23 protein-coding genes, 1 other RNA gene and 1 pseudogene are annotated in these 24,316 nt (G+C 67.9%); 14 read left to right on the top strand and 11 right to left on the bottom strand.

Going from position 1 to position 24,316, the window contains the following annotated elements:
• The first annotated feature begins 19 nt into the window (after positions 1-19).
• From FHT08_RS11315 to FHT08_RS11295, 6 genes and pseudogenes are all read left to right on the top strand, one after another.
• A complete protein-coding gene (locus FHT08_RS11315; protein ID WP_166775133.1) occupies positions 20-1,777 on the top strand; it encodes a bifunctional alpha/beta hydrolase/class I SAM-dependent methyltransferase in 1,758 nt (585 codons plus the stop codon).
• Positions 1,774-3,099: a phosphatase PAP2/dual specificity phosphatase family protein gene (locus FHT08_RS11310; protein ID WP_166775132.1), complete on the top strand. Its 1,326-nt coding sequence runs from the start codon at positions 1,774-1,776 to the stop codon at positions 3,097-3,099. Before FHT08_RS11315 ends, FHT08_RS11310 begins: the two co-directional genes overlap by 4 nt.
• A complete protein-coding gene (locus tag FHT08_RS11305) occupies positions 3,096-3,542 on the top strand; it encodes a hypothetical protein (protein ID WP_166775131.1) in 447 nt (148 codons plus the stop codon). The genes FHT08_RS11310 and FHT08_RS11305 overlap by 4 nt, the downstream gene beginning before the upstream one ends.
• Before the next feature lie 271 nt (positions 3,543-3,813).
• Positions 3,814-4,066: pseudogene (locus FHT08_RS20005) on the top strand (CDP-alcohol phosphatidyltransferase family protein); the annotation flags it as partial.
• Positions 4,063-4,695, top strand: coding sequence for a lysophospholipid acyltransferase family protein (locus FHT08_RS11300; protein WP_104538698.1), 633 nt, complete (start codon positions 4,063-4,065; stop codon positions 4,693-4,695). The pseudogene FHT08_RS20005 and the gene FHT08_RS11300, both read left to right, overlap by 4 nt.
• Positions 4,692-5,666, top strand: a complete 975-nt coding sequence (locus FHT08_RS11295) for a phosphatidate cytidylyltransferase (RefSeq protein ID WP_166775130.1) — start codon at positions 4,692-4,694, stop codon at positions 5,664-5,666. The genes FHT08_RS11300 and FHT08_RS11295 overlap by 4 nt, the downstream gene beginning before the upstream one ends.
• A 101-nt stretch (positions 5,667-5,767) precedes the next feature.
• Here FHT08_RS11295 and fis read toward each other — a convergent pair whose 3' ends face one another.
• From fis to FHT08_RS11280, 3 genes are all read right to left on the bottom strand, one after another.
• The gene (gene fis / locus FHT08_RS11290; RefSeq protein ID WP_002804983.1) at positions 5,768-6,040 is read right to left on the bottom strand and encodes a DNA-binding transcriptional regulator Fis; all 273 of its coding nucleotides are present in this window, start codon (positions 6,038-6,040) and stop codon (positions 5,768-5,770) included.
• A gap of 115 nt (positions 6,041-6,155) precedes the next feature.
• Positions 6,156-7,286 carry a DUF3426 domain-containing protein gene (locus tag FHT08_RS11285; RefSeq protein ID WP_166775129.1) on the bottom strand — a complete coding sequence of 377 codons (1,131 nt, stop codon included), beginning with the start codon at positions 7,284-7,286 and terminating at the stop codon, positions 6,156-6,158.
• Between the two features lie 283 nt (positions 7,287-7,569).
• Entirely contained in the window at positions 7,570-7,947 is a 378-nt protein-coding gene (locus tag FHT08_RS11280) for a helix-turn-helix transcriptional regulator (protein ID WP_104534518.1), read from the bottom strand.
• A 186-nt stretch (positions 7,948-8,133) separates the two neighbouring features.
• Here FHT08_RS11280 and FHT08_RS11275 point away from each other — a divergent pair, with 186 nt between their 5' ends.
• Complete coding sequence (locus FHT08_RS11275) at positions 8,134-8,598, top strand: hypothetical protein (protein ID WP_243849036.1); 465 nt, start codon at positions 8,134-8,136, stop codon at positions 8,596-8,598.
• A 12-nt stretch (positions 8,599-8,610) separates the two neighbouring features.
• Here FHT08_RS11275 and prmA read toward each other — a convergent pair whose 3' ends face one another.
• On the bottom strand, positions 8,611-9,531 hold the full coding sequence (gene prmA / locus FHT08_RS11270; RefSeq protein WP_104606271.1) for a 50S ribosomal protein L11 methyltransferase: 921 nt from the start codon (positions 9,529-9,531) through the stop codon (positions 8,611-8,613).
• 356 nt (positions 9,532-9,887) lie between these two features.
• Between prmA and FHT08_RS11265 the strand changes: the two genes are divergently transcribed.
• Positions 9,888-10,814 carry a hypothetical protein gene (locus FHT08_RS11265; RefSeq protein ID WP_104606269.1) on the top strand — a complete coding sequence of 309 codons (927 nt, stop codon included), beginning with the start codon at positions 9,888-9,890 and terminating at the stop codon, positions 10,812-10,814.
• On the top strand, positions 10,811-11,173 hold the full coding sequence (locus FHT08_RS11260; protein WP_047126172.1) for a hypothetical protein: 363 nt from the start codon (positions 10,811-10,813) through the stop codon (positions 11,171-11,173). The genes FHT08_RS11265 and FHT08_RS11260 overlap by 4 nt, the downstream gene beginning before the upstream one ends.
• 316 nt (positions 11,174-11,489) lie before the next feature.
• On the opposite strand, the gene accC is transcribed toward FHT08_RS11260, so the two are convergent.
• The 4 genes from accC to aroQ all read right to left on the bottom strand — a co-directional run bounded on the left by accC (position 11,490) and on the right by aroQ (position 14,335).
• Complete coding sequence (gene accC, locus FHT08_RS11255) at positions 11,490-12,857, bottom strand: acetyl-CoA carboxylase biotin carboxylase subunit (RefSeq protein WP_104538693.1); 1,368 nt, start codon at positions 12,855-12,857, stop codon at positions 11,490-11,492.
• A 42-nt stretch (positions 12,858-12,899) separates the two neighbouring features.
• A complete protein-coding gene (locus tag FHT08_RS11250) occupies positions 12,900-13,229 on the bottom strand; it encodes a four helix bundle protein (protein WP_208408968.1) in 330 nt (109 codons plus the stop codon).
• Between the two features lie 76 nt (positions 13,230-13,305).
• Positions 13,306-13,791 carry an acetyl-CoA carboxylase biotin carboxyl carrier protein gene (gene accB, locus FHT08_RS11245; RefSeq protein WP_104538692.1) on the bottom strand — a complete coding sequence of 162 codons (486 nt, stop codon included), beginning with the start codon at positions 13,789-13,791 and terminating at the stop codon, positions 13,306-13,308.
• A gap of 97 nt (positions 13,792-13,888) precedes the next feature.
• Positions 13,889-14,335, bottom strand: coding sequence for a type II 3-dehydroquinate dehydratase (gene aroQ, locus FHT08_RS11240; protein ID WP_104538691.1), 447 nt, complete (start codon positions 14,333-14,335; stop codon positions 13,889-13,891).
• Positions 14,336-14,715: 380 nt separating this feature from the next.
• On the opposite strand from aroQ, the gene FHT08_RS11235 reads away from it, so the two are divergent.
• Complete coding sequence (locus FHT08_RS11235; RefSeq protein ID WP_166775128.1) at positions 14,716-15,882, top strand: DJ-1/PfpI family protein; 1,167 nt, start codon at positions 14,716-14,718, stop codon at positions 15,880-15,882.
• A gap of 15 nt (positions 15,883-15,897) precedes the next feature.
• Positions 15,898-16,899, top strand: coding sequence for a helix-turn-helix domain-containing protein (locus tag FHT08_RS11230; RefSeq protein ID WP_166775127.1), 1,002 nt, complete (start codon positions 15,898-15,900; stop codon positions 16,897-16,899).
• Between the two features lie 33 nt (positions 16,900-16,932).
• Here FHT08_RS11230 and FHT08_RS11225 read toward each other — a convergent pair whose 3' ends face one another.
• The 3 genes from FHT08_RS11225 to FHT08_RS11215 all read right to left on the bottom strand — a co-directional run bounded on the left by FHT08_RS11225 (position 16,933) and on the right by FHT08_RS11215 (position 21,644).
• Entirely contained in the window at positions 16,933-19,263 is a 2,331-nt protein-coding gene (locus tag FHT08_RS11225) for a protein-disulfide reductase DsbD (RefSeq protein ID WP_166775126.1), read from the bottom strand.
• A gap of 5 nt (positions 19,264-19,268) precedes the next feature.
• Positions 19,269-19,601: a divalent-cation tolerance protein CutA gene (gene cutA, locus FHT08_RS11220; protein WP_166775125.1), complete on the bottom strand. Its 333-nt coding sequence runs from the start codon at positions 19,599-19,601 to the stop codon at positions 19,269-19,271.
• A 231-nt stretch (positions 19,602-19,832) separates the two neighbouring features.
• A complete protein-coding gene (locus FHT08_RS11215) occupies positions 19,833-21,644 on the bottom strand; it encodes an endonuclease (protein ID WP_166775124.1) in 1,812 nt (603 codons plus the stop codon).
• Positions 21,645-21,787: 143 nt separating this feature from the next.
• Here FHT08_RS11215 and FHT08_RS11210 point away from each other — a divergent pair.
• The 3 genes from FHT08_RS11210 (at position 21,788) to groL (ending at position 24,295) form a co-directional block, all read left to right on the top strand.
• A non-coding RNA gene (locus FHT08_RS11210) (sX9 sRNA) lies at positions 21,788-21,864 on the top strand.
• A 355-nt stretch (positions 21,865-22,219) separates the two neighbouring features.
• Entirely contained in the window at positions 22,220-22,507 is a 288-nt protein-coding gene (locus FHT08_RS11205) for a co-chaperone GroES (RefSeq protein WP_003483210.1), read from the top strand.
• Positions 22,508-22,654: 147 nt separating this feature from the next.
• Positions 22,655-24,295, top strand: coding sequence for a chaperonin GroEL (groL, locus tag FHT08_RS11200; RefSeq protein ID WP_011035771.1), 1,641 nt, complete (start codon positions 22,655-22,657; stop codon positions 24,293-24,295).
• Positions 24,296-24,316: the final 21 nt, after the last annotated feature.

Here is a 24,316-nt window from a genome sequence, read left to right as displayed (position 1 = left end):
CTACTTTCAGGATGATGCGATGCGCACAGTCGTAGAGCGCGAGTTCGCCAGTTTCGATGGAACGCCATTGTTTTACCGGCATTGGCCGGTGGCCGATGCCGCTGGCGGCACGCCCAGGGCGGTGGTGCTGCTGCATCGCGGGCACGAGCATTCCGGCCGGGTGATGCATCTGGCCGAAGAACTGCAGCTGCCTGACGCCGCGTTGTTTGCCTGGGACGCGCGCGGCAACGGGCGCTCGCCCGGGGTGCGCGGCGATGCGCCCGGTTTCGAGGCGCTGGTGCGCGATCTGGACCGTTTCATCGCCCATATCGGCACCAGCCACGGCATCGCGGTGCAGGACATCGTGGTGATCGCGCAGAGCGTGGGCGCGGTGGTGGCCGCCACCTGGGTGCACGATTACGCCCCGCCGCTGCGCGCGCTGGTGCTGGCCTCGCCGGCGTTCAAGGTGAAGCTGTATGTGCCGTTCGCGCGCGCCGGACTGGCGTTGATGCAAGCGCTGCGCGGCAATTTCTTCGTCAACAGCTACGTCAAGCCGCAATGGCTCACCCATGATGCGCAGCGGGTGGAAAGCTATCGCAGCGATCCGCTGATCACCCGGCCGATCTCGGTGCGCGTGTTGCTGGGGCTGTATGCGGCCGCCGCGCGCGTGGTGGCCGATGCGCAGGCGATCACGGTGCCGACCCAGTTGTTGGTGTCCGGCTCGGATTTCGTGGTGCATCGCGGCCCGCAGGATCGGTTCTACGAGAACCTGCGCTCGCCGGTCAAGCAGCGGCACTGGTTGCCGGGGTTTTTCCACGACACCCTGGGCGAGCGTGACCGCGCCATCGCCATTGCGTCCATCCGCCAGTTCATCGAAGAACGCTTTGCACAAGCGCCGGTGCGCACCGACCTGCGCGATGCGCATCGCGCCGGGCCCAGCTTCGAGGAAGCCGAGCGGCTGGCCTGGCCGCCGCAACGCAACAGCGTGCAGAACCTGCGCTGGCGCGGCGTGCGCGCCGGGCTGCGGCTGGGCGGCAAGCTGTCCGACGGCATCGCGCTGGGTCTGCAGACCGGCTTCGATTCCGGCAGCACGCTCGACTACATCTATCGCAATCAGGCGCGTGGCCGCGGGCCGCTGGGGCGCATGATCGACCGCAACTATCTCAACGCGATCGGCTGGCGTGGCATCCGTATCCGCGGCATCCATCTGGGCGAGCTGCTGCGCGATGCGGCGGCGCGGCTGCGCGACGCCGGCATGCCCGTACGCGTGCTGGATGTGGCCGCCGGGCATGGCCGTTACGTGCTCGAGGCGCTAGGCAGCGGCGCGCAGCGCGCCGAGACGATCGTGCTGCGCGACTTCAGCCCGCTCAACGTGACCCAGGGCGCCGCGTTGATCCACCGCCTGGGCGCAGGCGATATCGCGCGCTTCGAGCAGGGCGATGCGTTCGATCCTGCGGCGCTGGCGGCGGTACGGCCGGCACCCACCCTGGCGGTGGTGTCGGGCCTGTACGAGCTGTTTGCCGACAACGACCAGGTGGCGCGTTCGCTGGCCGGCCTTGCTGCCGCAGTGCAGCCGGGCGGCTATCTGCTCTACACCGGGCAGCCCTGGCATCCGCAGCTGGAATTCATTGCGCGTGCGTTGACCAGCCACCGCGATGGCGTGGCCTGGGTGATGCGCCGGCGCAGTCAGCAGGAGATGGACGCATTGGTAGAGGCGGCGGGCTTTCGCAAGGTCGAGCAGCGCATCGATGCCTTCGGCATCTTCACCGTGTCGATGGCGCAGCGGATCGGCGCATGAGCGAGGCCGCGCGTCCGCTCGGCCGTGCCGCGCTGTGGCTGGCGTTGCTGGGGCCGTTGTTCTTCCTCAGTTACGGGCTGGCCAACACCCTGGCCGGGCGCGCGCCACAGCTGCCGTCGGTGGTGTTCGGCTGGGAGTACGGCCTGCCGTTCGTGCCGTGGACCATCGTGCCGTATTGGTCGATCGACCTGTTCTATGCGGCATCGTTCTTCGTCTGCCGTACCCGATGCGAACTGGATACGCATGCGCTGCGTCTGCTGAGCGCGCAGCTGATCTGCGTTGCCTGTTTCTTGCTGTGGCCATTGCGCTACAGCTTCGTGCGGCCGCAGACCGAGGGCATCTTCGGCTGGCTGTTTGCGGTGCTGCTGGGCTTCGACAAGCCGTTCAATCAGGCGCCGTCGCTGCACATCGTGTTGCTGGTGGTGTTGTGGGTGCGCTATGCCCGGCATCTTGGCCGCATGTGGCGCGTGCCGCTGCATGGCTGGTTCGCCTTGATCGGTGTTTCGGTGCTGACCACCTACCAGCATCATTTCCTGGATATCCCCACTGGTTTGGCCGCGGGCTGGTTGTGCGTATGGCTGTGGCCGGAGCGCATCGTCGCACCGTTCGCGCAGGCGCGACTGACGCGCGATGCGCGCCGCTGGCGCTTGGCAGTGGCGTATCTGGCGGGCGCCCTCGTCAGCGCGGCGCTGGCGGTAGGGATGGGCGGCGCCGGGTTGTGGGCGCTGTGGCTAAGCCTGTCGCTGAGCCTGGTCGCGCTCAACTATGCAGCGCTGGGCCCGGCCGGATTTCAGAAACGCAGCGACGGGCGCCTGAGTCTGGCCGCGCGCTGGTTGTTCGCCCCGTACCTGCTGGCCGCATGGTGCAACTCGCGGCTGTGGACGCGTCGCGACCCGCTGCCGCGCATGGTCTGCGACGACGTATGGCTGGGGCGTATTCCGCTGCCTGCGCAGCGCACGGCATTTGCCGTGGTGGTGGACCTCAGCGCCGAGCTGTCGCTGCACGCGGCGCGCACGCACGACACGGTGATTCCGATGCTGGATCTGGTGGCACCGACGCCTGCCAGCCTGTGCGCAGCCGCACGCGCCATCGCGACCGCACGCGCTCAGGGCCCGGTGCTGGTGTGTTGCGCGCTGGGCTACTCGCGCAGCGCCGCCGGGGTCGCCACCTGGCTGATCCGCAGCGGACGCGCGCATGACGTGGACGCGGCCATTGCGCAGCTGCGCGCCGTGCGCGCGTCGATCGTGCTTGGGCAAGCCCATCGCGCGGCCATCCGGGCGGCATGCACCGGCGACGACGTGGCCGACTGGAGGCCGCGATGAACAACGCCCTCATGCGGCTGGCGACCATGCGCGCGGTGCTGCGCCAAGGCGCGCCGCTGGACCGGTGTTCACTGTTGCTGCTGGCCGCGGCCATCGTATTGCTGGGGGTTGCGCAGGCACCGCCGCTGATCCAGTTGAGCTATGCGCTCAGCATCGTGACCGGCTTGATCCAACGCTATTGGGCGTTGCGTGTGGGGCTGGACGTGGACCTGCTGGAAAGCGTGATCGCACATCTCGAGCGCCGTGGCGGCAGCGAGGAGGACGCTGCGCAACAGCTCGATGCGGCGCTGTACGCCGTTGGCCTGCTGGCGCGGTTGCCACCGGTACGCGACTGGTCGTCGCGCTGGGCCGGCATGCGCCGCCTGCTGCGTCGGCAGGTGCTGTGCCTGGCGGTGCAGGCACTGGCGCTGGGCGCGGCGCTGGCCCTGCGGGTACTGCGATGACGCACACGCATCGCGCCGGCCAGGGCGAGCCGATGCAGGCCACGCCAGCGCAGCCGGCGCTGTGGCAGCGATTGCAGGCTTGCCGTTTCGGTCGCAATGACAGCGCGTTGCCGGCGGTCGTGCAGCGCGTCGCCAGGCAGTCCCGCGGCCAGGTGTCGCAGGCGCAGCAGCTGGTGGGCGAGTCCCGGCAATGCTGCGTTCTTGCCTGCACCGACACGCACGATGGCACGCCCACGACGCATCCGCTGCGCCGTGGGCGGAGCTGTATCGAGTGGCGAGGGCCGATGTCCGCATGCTCGGGCTGCCCGCGGTGCGCCCGAGCCGCGCCAGGGGCCGATGGCACGCGGGCAGCGCATGCGCTGGCTGTCGCTGGGCACTGCGCTGGCCATGCCGGTGCAATGGATGGGCCACGCGCAGCGCGCGACGTGGAGGCTGGTCGGCGCACGGCGGTGTTGATCGCCGGTGCGCTGTTGACGGTGGGATTACGGTTGCGCACGCGCGTGCGCATAGTGGAGTGGACATGATTGCCCGTTTGATCGCGCGTGCCTGCAGTGGCGCCATCCGTACGCTGACCGGTGCGCGTGCGCTGTGGCGCGGCTGCGCGCCCTCCAACGAACGCCGCGTGTATTACGGCAACCACGCAAGCCACGGCGATTTCGTGCTGATCTGGTCGTCGTTGCCGGCCAGCCTGCGGCACCAGGTGCGCCCGGTGGCGGCGGCCGATTACTGGCAGCGCGATGGCCTGCGTCGCTATCTGATCCATGCGGTGTTCAACGGCGTGTTGATCGAGCGCGACCCGGCGCAGCGCACGCGCGACCCGATCGCCTGTCTGTGCGATGCGGTGGATGCAGGCGATTCGTTGATCCTGTTTCCCGAAGGCACGCGCAATCCCGACGAAGGCGTGCTGCCGTTCAAGAGCGGGCTGTATCACCTGGCACGGCAGCGCCCGGAACTGGAGTTCGTGCCGGTGTGGATCGACAACCTCAAGCGCGTGATGCCCAAGGGCAAATGGCTGCCGCTGCCGCTGTTGTGCACCACCACCTTCGGCGTGCCGCTGCGGCTGGCGGCTGACGAAGACAGGCACGCGTTTCTGGCCCGTGCGCGTGAGGCGCTGCTGGCGTTGTCGCCGGATCAGCTGGAGGCACGTGCATGAGCCTGATGGTCTATAGCGGGCAGCTGCAGTGGTCGTCGATGCATGAGCAGACCATATGGTTATTCAGCGGTATCGCGCTGGTGCTGGTCATGGCGACGCTGATCTCGGAGACCTTGCGCTGGCGCGCACGTGCGCAGCCCAGCGCGGTGTTGGACAACCTGGTCGCACGCATCCGCGCGTGGTGGGTGATGGCGGCGGTGGTCGGCATTGCCTTCGTGTTCGGGCGCGCCGGGGTGATCGGTCTGTTCGCGCTGGTGTCGCTGTTCGCCCTGCGCGAATTCATCACCCTGACGCCGACGCGGCGCGGCGATTACTATGCGCTGTTGGCCGCGTTCTACATCGTGCTGCCGTGGCAATACGGGCTGGTGTGGACTGGCTGGTACGGCATGTACACCTTGCTGATTCCGGTCTACGCGTTTTTGGTTTTGCCGATCCTGGCCACCATCGGCGGCGACACCACGCGCTATCTGGAGCGCACCGCGAAGGTGCAGTGGGGGCTGATGATCTGCGTGTTCTGCATCTCGCACGTGCCGGCGCTGCTCAATCTGGACATTCCCGGCTATGCCGGGCGCAATCTGCTGTTGATCGCGTTCCTGGTGATCGTGGTGCAGTCCTCGGACGTGCTGCAGTACGTGTGGGGCAAGCTGGCCGGCCGCCATCTGATCGCACCCAGGCTGTCGCCGTCCAAGACCGTGGAGGGTTTCATCGGCGGCGTGCTGTCGGCCAGCCTGCTCGGCATGGCGCTATGGTGGATTACCCCGTTCGCGCCGTGGCATGCCTTCGGTCTGGCGCTGGTGGCCAACCTGATGGGGTTTTTCGGTGGCCTGGTGATGTCGGCGATCAAGCGCGATCGCGGCATCAAGGACTGGGGTCACATGATCGAAGGACACGGCGGCGTGCTCGATCGGCTGGACTCGGTGTGCTTCGCCGCCCCGGTGTTCTTCCATCTGATCCGCTACGGCTGGGCGTAAGACCCCAGCACCTCAACGTTCACCAGGCGCGCAGTGCCGCTCACCGACGCGGCAACGCGCTTACGATTCCGCAATCCCGATTCCCGATTCCCGATCCCGGCTCACGTCAGCCCGTACTCTTTCAGCTTCTTGCGCAGCGTGGCGCGGTGAATGCCCAGCATTGCCGCCGCACGGCTCTGGTTGCCCTCGCAGTGGTTGAGCACTTCCACGAACAAGGGAATCTCCATCTCGCGCAGCACGATTTCGTAAACATCGTCGGCGTCGCTGCCGTCCAGGTCGCGCAGATAGCGGCGGACGGACTGGGCCACGTGTTCGCGCAGCGGCGACTTCGGTGCGCCACGACTGGTGTCAGGACGAGAGGGGGCTGCGTTCAAAGGAGGTTCCCAGTGTCACGAAGCCGGGACGCGTGGCCGGCGAGGGGGAGTGAGTCTAGCGCGTGACCTCACCGCTCGCCACGCCCGTGTGGCCATCGGTGCAGGTCGCGTCTGCTCAGCGGAAGTCGAAACTGAAGGCTGCCGTGCTCGCGGCCGGTTCGCGCACGACAAATGCCACCTGCACCGCCTGGCCTGGCGCGAGCGTGTCTTGCGGCGCCGGCGGCTGGCCCAGATACTCCTGCGGCGCCAGCACGCGGGTGCCGATCACCCGCCCGTCGGCGTCGGACAGCGACAGCTGCAGCCACGGCCAGGCCTGCGCCCAGCGCGCCTCGTTGCGGAAACTGGCCTGGATCTGCAGCACCCCCGGCACTCCGGGAAGCGGGCGCACATCGCGGTTGAGCAGGGTCAGCGCGGCCGGCTCGCGCCAGGCCGGCAGCGTGCAGCGCGCCACCGCGCAGGCCGCGCTCACCAGCGGGCGCCAACGCGCGTCGGCGGCCAGCTGCGCGCGGTCGGCGATGACGATCTGCAACGCCAGCAGGCCGACCAGCCCGACCAGCAATGCCCACTGACGCCCACTGGCGCGCAGCCGTGGCCGGGCCAGTGGGCGGCGTGCGAACGCAGGCGCGGCCTGGGCGGGAAGCGGCTGGAACTGGGCATGCGCCGCTGCGCCGGCAGCGCCCGCGCCGCCGCCGCTTGCCGCGGCGTCCCTGTCCGGATCGGTACCGGACGCGGGCGTGACCGCGAGATTGGATGCGGCGCCGTGCTCACGCTCCCGGTCTGCGCTTGTCATGCCGCCGTCAGCTGCGCCATTGGGATCTGCATCGGTCGGCTGTGCGGTGGGAGTGCCGGCGAGCGCGGCGCGGGTATCGCCGGGGCCGGCCGCTTGGCCGTCCGCAGGATCGCCGGGCAGCAGGCGAGTGGCCGATGTGGTCCATGCCAGCCGATCCATCCCGGCGTCTGCCGCGGTCTGGCCGGAATCGCCGCGTGGCAGGGTGATGTCCGCCGGCGCAGCGTCGCTGCGCGGCGTGGTCGCAGGTGGCACAGCCGGTGGCCGGACCAGCGGCGCCGCCGGGGCGGCCACTGGCTCCGCCAACGGCGCCGGCACCAGGTCGCTGGCCGGCACCGGTGGCGCGTGCGCCGGCGCTTCGGCAGCAGGTACCACCGGGGTCGGTATCAGCGAGGGGGCAGCCGGCGTCGCACGCAGGAACGTGGCCAGGGGGCGGCGCGGTGGCGGAGTCTGGGACATCGGCAGGCGTGCAGCGGGAAGAACCCTATTCAACCACGCGCACGCCGATGGGCGAACCCGGGCGCGTCATGCGTGCGGCACGCAGCCGCAAGCGCAGATGCCGCTGCTATCGACTGCGCGCACGCATTCCCATTGGTTGGCCAACCGTCGCGCTGCCGGCGCCGAGCTTGCCTCACGAATGACGCCCCAAGCAGCCTGCCCCCGATTCCCGATTCCCGATTCCCGATTCCCGATTCCCGAATCCCGAATCCCGAATCCCGAATCCCGAATCCCGAATCCCGAATCAACGCCTGCGCCGCGTCTTGCCTTCGGCCAGCAGCAGATCGAGCAGGCCGCTGCGCTGGCGCGGCGCCAGCGTATCGAAGCGGGTCAGCAGCACCCGTTGCTGGTCGTCCAGACGGCGGTACTGCGCGGGTTCTTCGGCGATCGCCGACACCGGCGGGCCGAAGGTCCGCTCGCCGCGGCCGGTGGCCAGATATTCGAACGCCATGCCGCTGCGCTTGGCCAGGCCGATCAGGTTTTCCACCGAGGGCGCGGTGCCTTCGGCCATCTCCCACTGCGCCACTGCGCTGCGGGTCACACCCAGCTCGCCGGCCAGGGCTTCCTGGGTCAGCTTGGTCAGCGCGCGAGCCTCACGGACTCGCTCATACAACTTGCTCACACGGCACCGTGAGTGGGGAACGGGCCGGGAGATATAGCCCTAGCAGCAATCAGGGATAGTTCGTATACCTTTCATATGCCGATATGTTTGCGATACTGTCCGGGCGTCAATGATGACGGGATCACAGCGAACTCAAGGAGGACATCCATGGTCGAGCCAGCCGCTCCTAAATCCGCCCGTTCCACCATGCCGGCAACGCCGCCCGCCGCGCCACCGCCCGCCGCATGGCCGGCACATTCGCCGCTGGATCCGGCGATCACCCGCTTTCGGGGCGCGCCGTGTTACCAGGTCTGGCAACGCCAGGACGCGTGGACCGCGGTGGCCGACGGCACGCAATGGTCAGCCGGGCTGGCGCCGCGGTGGTGGGCGTTGCGCCAGCGGCACTGGCGGCTACTGGCGCTCAGTGTGGGTTTGCTGGCGCTGGCCGGCGGCCTGGCCAGCCTGGGCCCGCGGACGTGGTCGCTGCCGGCCTGGGCAGCCTTGCTGCTGGCCGAGCTGGGCCTGCGCGTGCAGCTGGCCCGGCAGGCCGGGCCGTGGCGCAGCGCGGCACTGCGGCGCGCCGGCTGGCAGGCGGTGACCCGCCTGCGCGCCATCAGTGTGGCCGATGCGGTGACCACCGCGCAGATCCGCGCCGGCCGGCCACCCCGCTGACACAGCGCGGCATCAGTGACGGCGCACGCCGTCGATGCGCATCCAGTCCTCGTCGCGTTCGCAGCGCAGTTGCTCGAACCAGGGCGCGTAGCGGTGCAGCAGCTCTTCTTCCTGACCGTGCAGGATGCCCGACAGCGCAATCCGCCCGCCCGGTGCCACACGGGCGGACAGGATGTCGGCCAGCGCATCCAGCGCCGACGCCAGGATGTTGGCGACCACCACCGGATAGGTCTGCACCGGTTCGTCCTGGGGCAGGTACACCGCCAGCTGGGCCTGCAAGGCGTTGCGCTCGGCATTGTCGGCAGTGGCCAGCAGCGCCTGCGGGTCATTGTCCACACCCACCGCGCTGGCGGCACCGAGCTTCAGCGCGGCGACGGCGAGAATACCCGAGCCGCAGCCGAAATCGAGCACGCTGCGGCCCTGCAGCTCGCCGCTGCCGGCCAGGCTGTCCAGCCAGCGCAGGCACAGCGCGGTGGTCTGGTGCGTGCCCGAGCCGAACGCCAGGCCCGGATCCAGACGGATCACTGCGGCGTCGGGCGCCTGCGCGGCCTCGGGCAGCGCGTGATTCCACGGCACGATGAAGGTGCGCGCGCCGAACTGCATCGGCTTGAACTGATCCATCCAGGCACGTTCCCAATCGCTGTCATCGACCGTGCGGAACGCGACCTGACTCCAGTCCAGCCCGGGATCGAAGGCTTCCAGCGCGGCGAGCAGCACCAGCGCATCGCTGTCGCCGTCGAACAGCGCGTTCAGCACCATCGTGTTCCACAGCGGTGTTTCGCCGACGCCAGGCTCGAGAATGGCGCGCTCGTTGCTGGTATCGGCATTGGCATCGAGCAGCGTTACCGCCAGCGCGCCGATATCGTCCAGCGCATTCTGGTAACGGGGCTGGGTGGCGTCGGAGCAGGGCAGGGTCAGTTCAAGAAACGGCATCGTGGCAGTCGGGCAATTCGAAAGCGTGCATCGTAGACCATCCGTACAGGCGGACTCCTGCGCGACGGTGTTTCGGCGAGCGGACGTGTCGAGCGCGCGACAACGGCCGATGCCGTCGTCAGATCGGTGGATGCAGCGCCGTGGCGCCGGCCGCTGCCGGCGCATCACGCGCACGCGCCGGCAACCGACCTGCCGCTGCGCGCCATTCGCACCACGCGTGCAGCGCACCGTCCTCATACGTTGCACCTGCCTGGTTCGCATCGGCAGCGTCCGCTTGCGCGCCAGCGCGTGCGGATGCGGGTGCTAGACTCCGCGCCGTCGCTGCCGGACTTTCCGCAGCAGGGTCGTCGCCTTCCATGCCGCTTGCTCGTGCCCGCCATCTCTGGCTGTTGCTGGCTCCCGTCGCGCTCGCGGCGGCGGCCTGGTGGCATGTGCGCGCGCAACCGAGCGCCGCGCCCACCGCAGCGCTTTCAGCGGCTACCGGCAGTGCCCGCGCAGGCGCGCTTACAGCGGTGGCGCACTCGCCTGCCGAACGCAGCGCTGCCCTGCAGCTGCCGTACCGCGATGCGGTGGACGCGCAGCCGGACCTGTACCGCTATGCGCTGCAATTGCAGCGGCAGGTGCGCGCCGGCGATGCACAGGCGGGGTGGCGCCTGAGCCGCGTCTACGATTACTGCGCGCCATATGCGTCCAGCCCGGCCGGCTACGCCGCCGACAGCGCCTGGATCGCCGCGCAACCCACACCCGGCGTGGCGGCGATGCATGCGGCGCGCACCCGCGTGGCGCAACGCTGCGCCGGCTTTGCGCCCAGCGACGGCCTGAGTCCGCGGCTGGTGGCGCAGCAGCGTCACGCGGCCGCGCGTGCAGGCAATCTGGCTGCCGAGGCGGCATTGCTGGCGCTGGGCGAACCGCTGCAGCGTTCACCGACCTACAAGCGCGCGCTGGTGCAGCGCGTGCTGGCCTCACGCGATCCGGAGGCCTATCTGGCGCTGGCGCCGGCAATGGGCGCGCGCGCCAGTGGCGATGACAGCCTCGACGGATATGTGGCCGGCGATCAGTTCGCCGAGCTGGCCTGGCAGGTGGCTGCGTGCCGGCTCGGGCTGGATTGCAGCGCGGACAGCACCCTGGTCACCAGTTATTGCGCCAACGCGGGCATCTGTTCGCGCGACAGCGCACAGGGTTTCGTGTCGTTCGTATTCGATGCCGCGGTGCCGCGGCAGGGAGCAGACAGAGTGGATGAGATGGTCGATAGCTTGGTCTCCGAGCCGGGAGCGCAGTCATGAATTACCGTCGCCTGGCGCATGGCGCCAAGTTCTGGTTCTGGGTCGCCTTGTTTGTGGCGTATTCGGCCGCGGCCGTGGGCATCGTGATGATCGACACCGCCGATCACCGCTACCAGCCGCTGTCGGTCAAGTCGACCACGGTCGCCGCCGACGAACAGCAGCGACGGCACGGTGCCAGCCAGGTGGCTGCGGTCTACCGCGCCAGCAGCGCGATGCCGTTTTCGACATTGCCGGCCGGCTCCACCTTCCAGGTGGTGTGGCCGGATGGGTCCACCGAAACCATGACCGTGGTCGACCCGGCCTCCTCCAGCGGCATCGTGCCGGTGCCGGGCAGCCAGCAGCCTGCGCCGCGGCGCTGAACGATGCAGCGCATCGCGTCCCGATGCGGGCGCGATGCGCATCCGCGCGGACGACTGAAGATCTGCGCAGCGGATCCGGCAGCACCCCGGATACGGTAGGAGCGCACCCGGGCGCGACCGCGCTTTATCGGTGGAACCTCGTTGCGCCCGTGTGCGCTCCTACGCATGGGTCGGCTGGCCGCATAGTGTTGCCGGTGCGGGGTGTCGTCGGGCCGCGTGCCTGGCCTGCGTGAAGCACTGCCGGCGCGATGCACCGGGAAACAACGCAACAAGCCCGGTTTCCCGGGCCTGTTGCGCGGTGCACTGGCCAGTGCGATCAGACCAGCGCGATCGACTTGTTCTTGCGCTCGGCCAGGCGCTTTTCCAGATAGTGGATGTTCTGCCCGCCGGCCTGGAAGCCCTTGTCGCGCATGATGCGTTGCTGCAGCGGGATATTGGTCTTGATGCCGTCCACCACCATCTCGCTCAGCGCCACGCGCATGCGCGCGATCGCGGTCTCGCGGTCGGGGCCATGCACGATCAGCTTGCCGATCATCGAGTCGTAGTTCGGCGGCACCTTGTAGCCGGCGTAGATGTGCGTGTCCACACGCACGCCCGGGCCGCCGGGCGGATGGAACGCGGTGATCAGGCCCGGGTTGGGCATGAAGGTTTCCGGGTCCTCGGCGTTGATGCGGCACTCGATCGCATGCCCGCGCAGCACGATGTCGCTCTGCTTGATGGTCAGCTTGCGGCCGGCGGCAATGCGCAACTGCTCGCAGACCAGATCGATGCCGGTGATGCGCTCGGTGACCGGATGCTCCACCTGGATACGCGTGTTCATTTCGATGAAGTAGAAACGCCCGTCTTCGAACAAAAACTCGAAGGTGCCCGCGCCGCGATAGCCGATGCGGATGCAGGCATCCACGCAGACCTTGCCGATCTCGTTGCGCAGCTCTTCGGTGATGCCCGGGGCCGGCGCTTCTTCCACCACCTTCTGGTGGCGGCGCTGCATCGAGCAATCGCGTTCGCCCAGATGGATCGCACCGCCCTGGCCGTCGGCCAGCACCTGGATTTCCACGTGGCGCGGATTTTCCAGGAACTTCTCCATGTAGACCTGATCGTTGCTGAAGGCGGCCTTGGCTTCGGATTTTGTGGTTTCGATGGCGGCCTTCAACGCGGCCTCCGAATGCACCACACGCATGCCGCGCCCGCCGCCGCCGCCGGCGGCCTTGATGATCACCGGGTAGCCGATTTCGCGCGCCACCTTGGTGTTGGCGACGATGTCCTCGCCCAGCGGGCCGCCCGAACCGGGCACGCACGGCACGCCGGCGGCCTTCATCGCGCGGATCGCCTCGACCTTGTCGCCCATCAGGCGGATGGTGTCGGCCTTGGGGCCGATGAAGATGAAGCCGGATTCTTCCACGCGCTCGGCAAAGTCGGCGTTTTCCGACAAAAAGCCGTAGCCGGGATGGATGGCCTGCGCATCGGTCACCTCGGCCGCGGCGATCAACGCCGGGATGTTGAGATAACTGTCGCTGGAGGCAGCCGGGCCGATACACACCGACTCGTCGGCCATGGCCACGTGCTTGAGGTTGCGGTCGACCGTGGAATGCACCGCGACCGTGCGGATGCCGAGCGTGTGGCACGCGCGCAGGATGCGCAGCGCGATTTCACCTCGGTTGGCGATGACGACTTTATCGAGCATGGGAATAGGGAGTCGAGAATGGGGAATGGGTAGAAGCGGGCATCATGGTGCGGCTCCACGTTTGCGTAAGGCATTCATCAATGCGGTGAGCTTGGCAAAGACCTGGTCGACCTGCTGGCTGACGATGACTTCGTCTTCGGTGTTGCTATAGCCCAGTCGTACGGCGATCTGGACCTGTGTATCCAGTTCGGAGAGCGAGCCGCGCGCAATCGAGAGAAACCGCGCGTAATCGGGAGTTGAGCGTCGCGCCGCACCTTCGGCGATATTCGACGGGACGCTGATGGCCGCACGGCGCAGTTGCGCCGTCAGGCCGTAGCGTTCCTGCTCGGGAAAGACCTCGGTGAACCGATAGATCGTTTCCACAAGCTGCATGGAATCGCGCCAGGCCTCCAGGCGTTCATGAGGCCGCTTTGCCGATTCCCGATTCTCCACTCCCGATTCCCGCCGCTCAGCCAATCACGAACAACGGCTGATCGAATTCCACTGGCTGGCCGGTTTCGCTGAGGATGGCCACGATGGTGCCGGAGACGTCGGCTTCGATCGGGTTGAACATCTTCATCGCCTCGATGATCGCCAGCGTCTCGCCGGCCTTGACCTGCTGGCCGACGCTGACGAAGGCCGGCTTGTCCGGCGAGGGCGAGGTGTAGAAGGTGCCGACCATCGGCGCGCGCAGCACGTGGCCTTCCGGCAGGGCGGCAGCCTGCTTGGCGCCGCCGGTGGAGGCCTCGGTGGGCGACTGCATCGGCATGCTGGCCGCGGCCGGGGCCTGCGCGGGCGGGGCGGGTGCGTACTGCTGCACCGGCGCGCTCATCACGGTGGTGCCCTTGGGCACGCGCGCCAGGCGCACGCTTTCTTCGCCTTCCTTGATCTCGATTTCGGCGAGATTGGATTCTTCGAGCAGGTCGATCAGTTTCTTGATTTTGCGGAGATCCATACGGGCCTCATGAGGTGAATCGGTGGAGGTTGCCGGCGGCTGCCGGCGGAATGGGGTCAGGCCGTCGGCGCAGGCGCCGGCGTGGGTGAGCGGGATGTCATGCGTCGCGTTCCAGCCGCGCGATCACCGCTTCCAGCGCCAGCCGGTAGCTGTCGGCGCCAAAGCCGCAGATCACGCCATCGGCCTTGTCGCTGAGATAGCTGTGGTGGCGGAACGGCTCGCGCGCATGCGGGTTGGACAGGTGGATTTCCACGAACGGCAGGCCCACACCCAGCAGCGCATCGCGCAGCGCCACCGAGGTATGGGTGAAGGCGGCCGGGTTGATCAGGATGTAGACGGTGCCGTCCTCGCGCGCGGCGTGGATGCGCTCCACCAGCACGTGCTCGGCATTGGACTGCAGGCAGGCCAGCGTATGCCCGGCGGCCTGCGCACGGTCCACCAGGGCCGCATCGATCTGCGCCAGCGTGGTGCGCCCGTAGACATCCGGCTCGCGGGTGCCGAGCAGGTTGAGGTTGGGGCCGTGCAACAGCAGCAGGTGGGCCATGACATCCCGGAGAGCGGAAAGGCCGGAAGTCTGCGCGATGTGGCCGATGCTGTCCAGATAGACGAAGTTATGCTTGTTTTAAACGTATGTTTTAAATCTGGACGTGCAGGCCGGCCGAATCTGTGTCGGTGGGGCAGTGTGGCTCGGTTGAAGCTGCGGGCAATCGTCGGCGACGATGCGCATGCACCTCTGGTCGCTGTGTCTGCATCGGCACCGCGCCCGAGGGCGAACGTATCGCGGCGGTGTCCCTGCGATCCGGCAAGGACGCGTGCCGGGGCCTGGCCAAACCACTCGCCCTGGCAGGAAATGACGCTTTAACGTCGTTGCTGGCCACCCCGCGTACGTGAAGAATCGCCACTCTTCATCACCTGCGAATGCACATGGCACCCTCCACTGTTCAACGTTTGGCCCGTCATGCTGCCTGGGCGATGTGTGTCGTTCTGGCCGGCTGTGCGAAACCACTGTCCAAGCCGGTATCGCCCATGGAGGCGAGGGTGGATGGCTCGGTAACCGTGCAGGAACTGATACCGCCCTATCGGGCCCGCGCAGGACGTGCCCGCCCGGTGGTCGTGGTGGTGGGTGGCAACGCGGGCGTGGAAGTCAGCGATTTCCTGGTGCCCTTCGGTCTCCTCTCGCGTGCCGGCTCCATGGACGTGCTGGCGGTGACCCTGGATACGGGGCCGCTTTCAACTTTCACGGATCTTGGAAGCGCCGGCTTCCGAATCGCCACGGACATGACCGTGGCCCGCTTCGATGCCAGCCATCCACAAGGTGCCGATTACATCGTTGTCCCCGCCCAGGCAGCGGCGCCGCGGCTCATCGCATGGCTGACGCAGCAGGCCGGGCAGGGGGCCACGATCGTCACGATCTGCAACGGTGCCCTCATCGCCGCGCAGATGGACATGTTCGACGGGCGACGCGCCACGGCGCATTGGTCGACCGCTTCACGCCGTGCAAAGTCGTTCCCCGGCATTCGCTGGACCCCCAATCGGCGCTACATCGCGGACGGGAACTGGATATCGACCGCCGGCGTCAGTGCAGCCATTCCCGCATCGATCGCGCTAGTGGAGGCCATCAGTGGTCGCGAAAAAGCGCAGGAGTTGGCTTCTACGGTCGGCGCACGCGAGTGGTCATCGCGGCACAACAGCGATGCGTTCCGCCCCCGAGGCATTGCAGCCGCATGGCCGCTGGCCAAGGTGCTGTACACCAATCGATGGCTGCATGGGCCTGACCGGATCGAGGTACTCGGCAGCACTGGAGTGGATGAAGCAACGCTGGCGCTGACGGTGGACGCCTATGCCAGCACCGGCCGCGGCCACACCTCTCTGGTCTCCGACACCGGCGCGTCCGTTGTGACACGCCATGGGCTCGTGCTTGTTCCCGATCGACAGCGGACGCCAGGCGACGCAGCGGTGCTTTTGGTCCCGGCCGACCCGATGCCTGTGCGGGCATTGGAGGGTGCGCTCGATGGCATCCTGAAGCGCTATGGTCAAGCGACGGCCACCGGCGTTGCGTTGGCGTTCGAGTATCCCGATTACCTGCGCTGACCGCACAAGGCTCCCATGTCCGATTCCGTCCCTTCGCGTCATGTGGTGCTGCTTGCCCACGAGAACATGAATGTTCTCGACCTGACCGGCCCGGTCCAGGCGCTGCACACGGCCAATCAATGCAGGCCTGCGGCCGTCGGCAGCCTGCGCTACGACATCACCGTTGCGTCGGAGAACGGCGGATTGGTGACCACCAGCGCCGGTCTCCAGCTGATGTCCGTGGCGCTTGCTTCACTGGACGGCATGGCAATTGATACGTTGATGGCTCCAGGCGGCTGCCGTGGCGCCGTCTACGAGGTGTCCGACGGGTTGGTCGCCTGGGTGGCCGCACGCGGCGCCAGCGTGCGCAGGCTGTGTTCGATCTGTACCGGCGCCTTTCTGCTTGCCGCCGCCGGTCAGCTCGATGGCCGGCGTGCAGCGACCCATTGGGATTGGGCAGGCCGGCTTTCCAGCCTGTATCCCGGCGTCCGCGTGGACGCCGACAGGATCTTCGTGCGTGATGGCAACGTCTGGTCGTCGGCCGGCGTCACCGCCGGCATCGACCTGACGCTTGCGCTGATCGAGGACGACCACGGCCACCGGCTTGCGATCGATGTGGCCCGTCAGCTGGTGGTGTTCGTCAAGCGCGCCGGCGGCCAGTCGCAGTTCAGTGCGCCGCTGTCGGCGCAATCCTTGGCCGGCGGCGATTTCGCCGAGCTGCACGCGTGGATGGCGGCCAACCTGCACGACGATCTGCGTGTAGAAAAACTTGCCGAGCGCATGAATCTGTCGCCGCGCACCTTCGCCCGCGCCTATCGACGCACCTGTGGCGTAACCCCGGCCAAGGCCGTGGCGATACTGCGGCTGGAAGCGGCGCGCCGCTTGCTGGAAGGCGGCAGCCTGCCCATCAAGCGCATTGCCGGCATCACCGGGCTATCGGACGAGCAAACCGTGCGGCGCGCCTTTCTGCGGATGTTCGGAGTCACACCCAGCGACTACCGCGATCGCTTCCAGAGTGCTGCCGCCGATACCGCCTGATCCATTGGTTGAAACGATGCTCAGCGCTTCACTTCACCGCGCCGCGCGCAACAACGCATCCTCGGTGATCGCGTTGGTCAGCACGGTCGGCAGCACCGCCGGTGGTGCGCCGGGGCCGTACACCACGTACAGCGGCACGCCGACGGCCTGGTGCTGGTCGAGGAAAGCGCTGATCCTGGGGTCGACGTTGGTCCAGTCGCCTTTCATGTAGACCGCGTCGACGCGGCGCAGCGCATCGCGGAAGTCGGCGCCGCTCAACACGTTCTTCTCGTTGGCCTTGCAGGTCACGCACCAGTCGGCGGTCATGTTGACGAACACCACGCGGTTGTCGGCGCGCAGGCGGTCCAGCAGCTGCGGCGAAAACGCCACCACGCCTTCGGCGGCAGTGGCGGCCGGCAGGCGCAGGCGGGTGACCCCGACCACCGGCACGATCGCCAGCACCAGCATTACCGCAGCCAGGCCCATGCCGATGCGATGGCTCTTCCAGCGGCTGCGCTCGAAGCAGAACAGGCCCAGCGCCAGCAGGGTGGCGCCGACCAGCATCAGCGCCAGCGCGTCCACGCCGCGCTGCTTGCCCAGCACCCACAGCAGCCAGACCGCAGTCAGATACATCGGGAACGCCAGCACCTGCTTGAGCGTCTCCATCCACGCGCCGGGCGTGGGCAGGCGCCGCGCCAGCGAGGGAATGAAGCCGATCAGCAGGAACGGCAGCGCCAGGCCCAGGCCCAGCGCCAGGAACACCAGCATCGCCAGCAGTGCCGGGGCGGTGAATGCGTACGCCAGTGCGGTGCCCATGAACGGGGCGATGCAGGGGCTGGCCACCACGCAGGCCAGCACGCCGGTGAAGAAATCGCCCAGCGGGCCATTGCGCGCTGCCAGCGACTGGCCTATGCCGCCCAGGTTGCCGCCCAGCGTGAACACGCCCGACAGGCTCAGGCCCACCGCAAACATCAGATAGGCCAGCGCCGCGACGAACCACGGCTGCTGCAGCTGGAAGCCCCAGCCGGCCGCCTGCCCGGCCGCACGCAGGCCGATCACCAGCGCGCCGATCGCCGCAAACGACACCAGCACGCCCAGCGAGTACCAGATCGCATGGCTACGCGCGTGGCTGTGGCTTTCGCCGCTGTGGGCCAGGCCCAGTACCTTCAACGACAGGATCGGCAGCACGCAGGGCATCAGATTCAACACCAGCCCGCCGAGCAGGGCCAGCACCAGCATTGCCAGCAAGCCCCTGTCGGTGTGCGGCGGCTGGGTGCGTTGCGGATTGTCGGCCGAGGCATCCGCGGCCGGCACTGCAGTCGCCGCGGGCGTCGGTGCCGGCTCCGGCTCCGGCTCTGCGGGCAGCTGCCCGGCGGGCAGCGGCGAAATCATCAGCGGTGCCGCCTGCGCCTGGTTCTGCGGCGACACCGTGCCGGCGGGCAACTCCAGCGCAACGCGACGGGTCATCGGCGGGTAGCAGATGCCGTCGGCCTGGCAGCCCTGGAAGGTCGCCACCAGGGTCGCCTTGACCGGTTCGGCGTGCTCGCGCAGCAGCGGCAGGGTGACTTCGGCCTGGTCGAAATACACCACCACATCGCCGAAGTGTTCATCGCGGTGCGCCTTGCCCTGCGGCCAGCGCGGCAGCCCGGGTCGTACGCCGCCGGCGCCTTCCAGCGCCAGCGAGGTGCGGTCGCGGTAGATGTAGTAGCCGGGCGCGGGGGTGAAGCGCAGCAGCAGGCTATTGCCGTCGCCGACGATGGCTTCGAAGGTAAATGCCTGTTCGGCCGGCAGCGGCAGGGCGTCCACGCCGGCGGCCTGACCGGTGCTGCCGAACAGCCGCGGACCTGCCGGTGCGCGCGGCACCAGTGCGCCCAGGTTCTCGCGCTGGGCAGCGGGCGTCGCGGCGGGAGCCGCGGCATCGGGCAGGCGCACGCGCAGTTCGCGGCGTTGCGGCGGGTAGCACACGCCGGCGTCGGCGCAGCCCTGGTACTGCACCTGCAGCACCGCGGTCCGCAACCCGGCATCGGCCTTGCCGGCCAGCGTGGCCTGCAGTTGCTTGCGGTAGGTCTGCACCTGGCCGAAGAACTCGTCGTGCTTGCTCTCGCCTTCCGGCAGCGCCAGCTCGCCGGCGGCGAAGCCTTGCCCGGATTTGACGCTGATGCGGTGGCGATACAGGTAGTAGCCCGGCGCGATCTTCCAGCGCAGCGCGATGCTGTCGCGGCTGTCGGCGGCGGCGCTCAGGGTGAAGGCCTGATCCACCGGCAGCAGGTCGGCCTCGGTGACCGCGGCCTGCGCGGGCAGGGGCGCCACCAGCGCCAGCGGCGCGGCGAGCAACGGTACGGCCAGCAATGCGCAGCGGGCGATCCAGCAGGACAGAGACTTCATGGACGTCAGGATTCCTTGCGGGTTTCGGCCCGGACCCAATCGAGATAGGCCGGCAGCCCGGCGCTGGCTTGGACCGCGATCGCCTCCGGCAGTTCATACGGATGCAGCGCCTGCAGCCGCGCGATGGCGTCGGGCAGGCGGTCTTCCCAGGTCTTGATCAACAGCTGCACTTCCTGGCTGCATTCGATCGCCCCGTTCCAGCGGTACAGCGACTGCACGCAGGGCAACTGGGTGACGCAGGCGGCCAGGCGCTCGTCCAGCAGCGCGCGCGCGATGCGCTCGGCGCTGTCGGCATCCGGGCAGGTGCTGAACAACAGATGGAGAGAAGAGGCGCTCATGTGACCGCGCAGTGTAATCCCCTGTCTGCAGGGGATCGACCGTAGATTCCGGAACAGGGCGTCAAGTTCGCTGAGCCTGGCGGCTGGCCGGCGATACCGGCCCTGCGCCTGCCCGCTGATGTTGAATGTCGCAGGCCGACGACTCGCGCGCCTGCTGCGTGGTCGGGCACGTGGATTGCCGCTGCAGGCCGTCTCCCGGCCCGGCGCCTGGGGCGCCGGGCCGGGGCCGGATCAATCGGCCAGCTGGCAGCTGGCCGGCTTGGCCGAGGTGAACAGGCTCGAGGTCGCCCATTCGGGATGATCCACGAACGGATTGCGGTTGCCCTGGAAGCTGAAGATCACCTGGTTGCGCGCCCGCTCGGCATCGTCCGGCGGGTCGGCCTGGTGCCAGGCCAGCAGCGTGGACAACAGGCCCATATAGGCCGGCGAGGCCGAGGTCTGCACGATCTTGCTGCGGTCGTCGGTGAGTTCCAGGTCCGGCTCGGACTGCCCGGTGGCCGCATCAATGCCGCCTTCGTAGCGGATCGCCATGTACATCACCGCGCGCGCCATGTCGCCCTTGCGCCTGCCCCACACCTCGAAGGTGCCGCCGTTGCCGTCCGGGGTGCGCACCCAGTTGGAGTTGCCCGGGTAGCGCCCGCTGCCGCCGCCACTGCCGTCGTTGACCTCGGTGACCCGCTCGCCGCAGCTGCTGGTGCAGGCCGCGTAGGGCTTGTTGCCGCGGTCGGCGTTGAAGGCGGTGTCGGTCAGATACAGCATGTGGGTGTCGGTGTAGGGCGCATACGGCAGCCCCTTGTCGCCACTGGCGCTGCCGAAGCCCAGCGAGTTGGGCCAGGTGTGCTCGCGGTTGTAGGTCAGCCCGCTCCCGGTGCCGGCACGGTCGCTGCCCTTGGCGTAGCTGCGGTTGCGGTAGGCGTCCAGGATCCGGCCGCTGTTGTTGGGGTCCTCGTCGGCCATTTCCAGGATGGTCCAGGTGCTGGTGCCCGAGCCGCTGTACGGATAGACCGTGTGGCCCTTGATCACCGTATGCAGCGAACAGCGCAGCTGGCTGGCATCGGCGGTGTTGACCCGTGCGTAGTAGCCGGTGCCGCCGCCGCTGGCGGTGGCCACGGTGAAGGCGATGGACTGGTTGGCCGCCGGGCTCAGCCCGCTGGCATCGCGGATGGCGCTGGCGGTGATCGCCAGGGTGCAACGCTCGCCACCGACCAGGGCGGTGTTGGTCGACAGGCTGAAGCGGGTGCCGCTGGTCGGGTAGCTCAGCGCCACCGTGCCGGAGCTTGCGCAGCTGAGCGCGAAGGCGCCGCTGCCCAGCGTCACCGCCTCGCTGAAGCCCACGCTCAGGTCGCCGGCGGCGGGGAAGCCGGTCGCGCCCTGGGTCGGGGTGGTGCTGGTGATCGTCGGTGCCGCGCCGGTCTCGCCGCCACCGCCGCTGCCGTTGAAGCTCTGGCCGCGGTTGCACGCGCCGAAGGTCTGCGCCGACGAGCCGGCCCAGCTGAAATTGGCCGCGCTGCTGCCGGTGCCGGTCAGTTGCAGCGAGCTGCCGACCGCGCTGCTGTTGCTCTCGCTGACCGGCAGGTTCTGGCTGGTCACGCCGGCAGCGGGGCCGCCGCTGGCGGTGATGGCGCCTTCGTAACTGAGGAACTGCACCAGCTGCCCGTTGGAATCGACCAGCGCCACGCCGTCGTTGGGCCCGTTCTGTACGCCGTTGCTGGCGTAGCCGACCGTGGCCACGCGCACCTGGCTGCCGCAGCTGACCAAGCTGCCGGCCGGCACCGCCGTGTTGGCGTAGACCGTTGCCGCGCCCGGCGCGCTGCCGTTGTACAGATAGATGCGGTAACCGCTCAGCGATTCGCCGGCGGTGGCCACCACTTCCACCCCTTCGCCGCTGTCGCCGGAGGCGCCCGCGTCGTCGTAATGCAGTTCGTTGATGAACACCGACGCGTGGGCGGTGGGGACGGCCAGCGCGAGCGCACAAGCCAGGGGAAGCGTGCAGCTCGGGGACCAGCTCACGGAGAAAACACGGGCACGGGACGGCAACCTCATCGACAGCTCCTTGTGATCGGGGAATGCGTTGCCGACTGTAGGACGTGCGCATGACAGCCGGTGGAACCCGGTTCCATTTTTAGAGCGCCTGACAAAACGCCTGCGCAGCCGCCAGCCGGGCGCGGCCGGTGCTCGGGACCGGTATGTACCACTCGTACATTCCAGTTCCGAGCGCGCCGTCCACACCCACCTGACGACTGCTTGCGACGTTTTGTCGGCCGCTCCTAGTGCGGTTGCTCCAGCGGCTGCTCGGTGCCCACTGCTGGCGTCCCAATGCCTGGTGACCGGTGCCAGGCGTGGCAGGCCATTGCACAGCCCGGTTCCAAATCCGCTGTCCGTCGCCAGCCGGCGACCTGCCTGTCGGGTGTGTCGGCCACGCTGTGGCCCTCGCACGGAACTGCCCGGCGAAAATTTTTTGCCCCCCAGCCCTTGAAAGCTGGCCACGCAGCACAATCTCTGGCCCGCACCCGCTCTGTCGGGTTTTTTCCGCGCGCTGTGCTGGCAGTCGTCACATACGAGTGCTAACATCGCCGATAATTTCCAGACCAATCAATCACTTAAGAGGGTCTTTCTCTATGAGCATCAAGCCGCTTCACGACCGCGTTGTAGTCAAGCCGATCGAAGCCGACGAAGTTTCCGCCGGCGGCATCGTGATCCCGGACTCCGCCAAGGAAAAGTCCACCAAGGGTGAAGTCGTCGCCATCGGCGCCGGCAAGCCCCTGGACAACGGCAGCCTGCGCGCGCCGGTGGTCAAGGTCGGCGACAAGGTCATCTACGGTCAGTACGCCGGCAGCAGCTACAAGTCCGAAGGCGTCGAGTACAAGGTGCTGCGCGAAGACGACATCCTGGCGGTCATCGGCTGATCAGGCGCTATGCGCCGGGAATCGGGAGTTGGGAATCGGGAATGGGCAAAGCGGCTAACCCCCTTCGCCATCCCACCCCGCCCCGATTCACGCTGTTGATCTACCGATTCCCCATTCCCTATTCCCCATTTCCGGAGTTACATACAAATGGCTGCTAAAGACATTCGTTTCGGTGAAGACGCACGTACCCGTATGGTTCGTGGCGTCAACGTGCTTGCCAATGCCGTCAAGGCAACCCTGGGCCCGAAGGGCCGCAACGTCGTGCTCGAGAAGAGCTTCGGCGCGCCGACCATCACCAAGGACGGCGTCTCCGTCGCCAAGGAAATCGAACTGGCTGACAAGTTCGAGAACATGGGCGCGCAGATGGTCAAGGAAGTCGCTTCCAAGACCAACGACAACGCTGGTGACGGCACCACCACCGCCACCGTGCTGGCCCAGGCCCTGATCCGCGAAGGCGCCAAGGCCGTGGCCGCCGGCATGAACCCGATGGATCTCAAGCGCGGTATCGACCAGGCCGTCAAGGCCGCCGTCATCGAGCTGAAGAACATCTCCAAGCCCACCACCGACGACAAGGCGATTGCCCAGGTCGGCACCATCTCGGCCAACTCGGACGAATCGATCGGCAACATCATTGCCGAAGCGATGCAGAAGGTCGGCAAGGAAGGCGTGATCACCGTTGAAGAAGGCTCGGGCCTGGAAAACGAGCTGGACGTGGTCGAGGGCATGCAGTTCGATCGCGGCTACCTCTCCCCGTACTTCATCAACAACCAGCAGAGCCAGTCGGCCGACCTGGACGACCCGTTCATCCTGCTGCACGACAAGAAGATCTCCAATGTGCGCGACCTGCTGCCCGTGCTGGAAGGCGTGGCCAAGGCCGGCAAGCCGTTGCTGATCGTCGCTGAGGAAGTCGAAGGCGAAGCGCTGGCGACCCTGGTGGTCAACACCATCCGTGGCATCGTCAAGGTCGTGGCCGTCAAGGCACCGGGCTTCGGCGACCGTCGCAAGGCGATGCTGGAAGACATGGCCGTGCTGACCGGCGGCACCGTGATCTCCGAGGAAGTGGGTCTGGCGCTGGAGAAGGCCACGATCAAGGACCTCGGCCGCGCCAAGAAGGTGCAGGTCTCCAAGGAGAACACCACCATCATCGACGGCGCCGGCGATTCGGCCACGATTGAAGCCCGCGTTGGCCAGATCAAGACCCAGATCGAAGACACCTCGTCCGATTACGACCGCGAGAAGCTGCAGGAGCGCGTGGCCAAGCTGGCCGGTGGCGTTGCAGTGATCAAGGTCGGCGCGTCGACCGAAATCGAAATGAAGGAAAAGAAGGCCCGCGTCGAAGACGCCCTGCACGCTACCCGTGCAGCCGTCGAAGAAGGCGTGGTCCCGGGCGGCGGTGTGGCCCTGGTGCGTGCGCTGGTGGCCGTCGGTAACCTGACCGGTGCCAACGAAGACCAGACCCACGGCATCCAGATCGCCCTGCGCGCGATGGAAGCCCCGCTGCGCGAGATCGTGGCCAATGCCGGCGAAGAGCCGTCCGTGATCCTGAACAAGGTCAAGGAAGGCACCGGCAACTACGGTTACAACGCCGCCAACGGCGAGTTCGGCGACATGGTCGAGTTCGGCATCCTGGATCCGACCAAGGTCACCCGCTCGGCGCTGCAGAACGCCGCCTCGATCGCCGGCCTGATGATCACCACCGAAGCCATGGTGGCCGATGCACCGAAGAAGGACGAGCCGGCGATGCCGGCCGGCGGTGGCATGGGCGGCATGGGCGGCATGGATTTCTGATCCAGGCCACTCGGCTGTCGC

The organism is Xanthomonas sp. CFBP 8151, from assembly GCF_011761885.1.
Taxonomy (GTDB): Bacteria; Pseudomonadota; Gammaproteobacteria; order Xanthomonadales; family Xanthomonadaceae; genus Xanthomonas; species Xanthomonas arboricola_B.
Note: the sequence above shows the minus strand (reverse complement) of the source record. Positions and strands in the feature narration are given on the sequence as shown.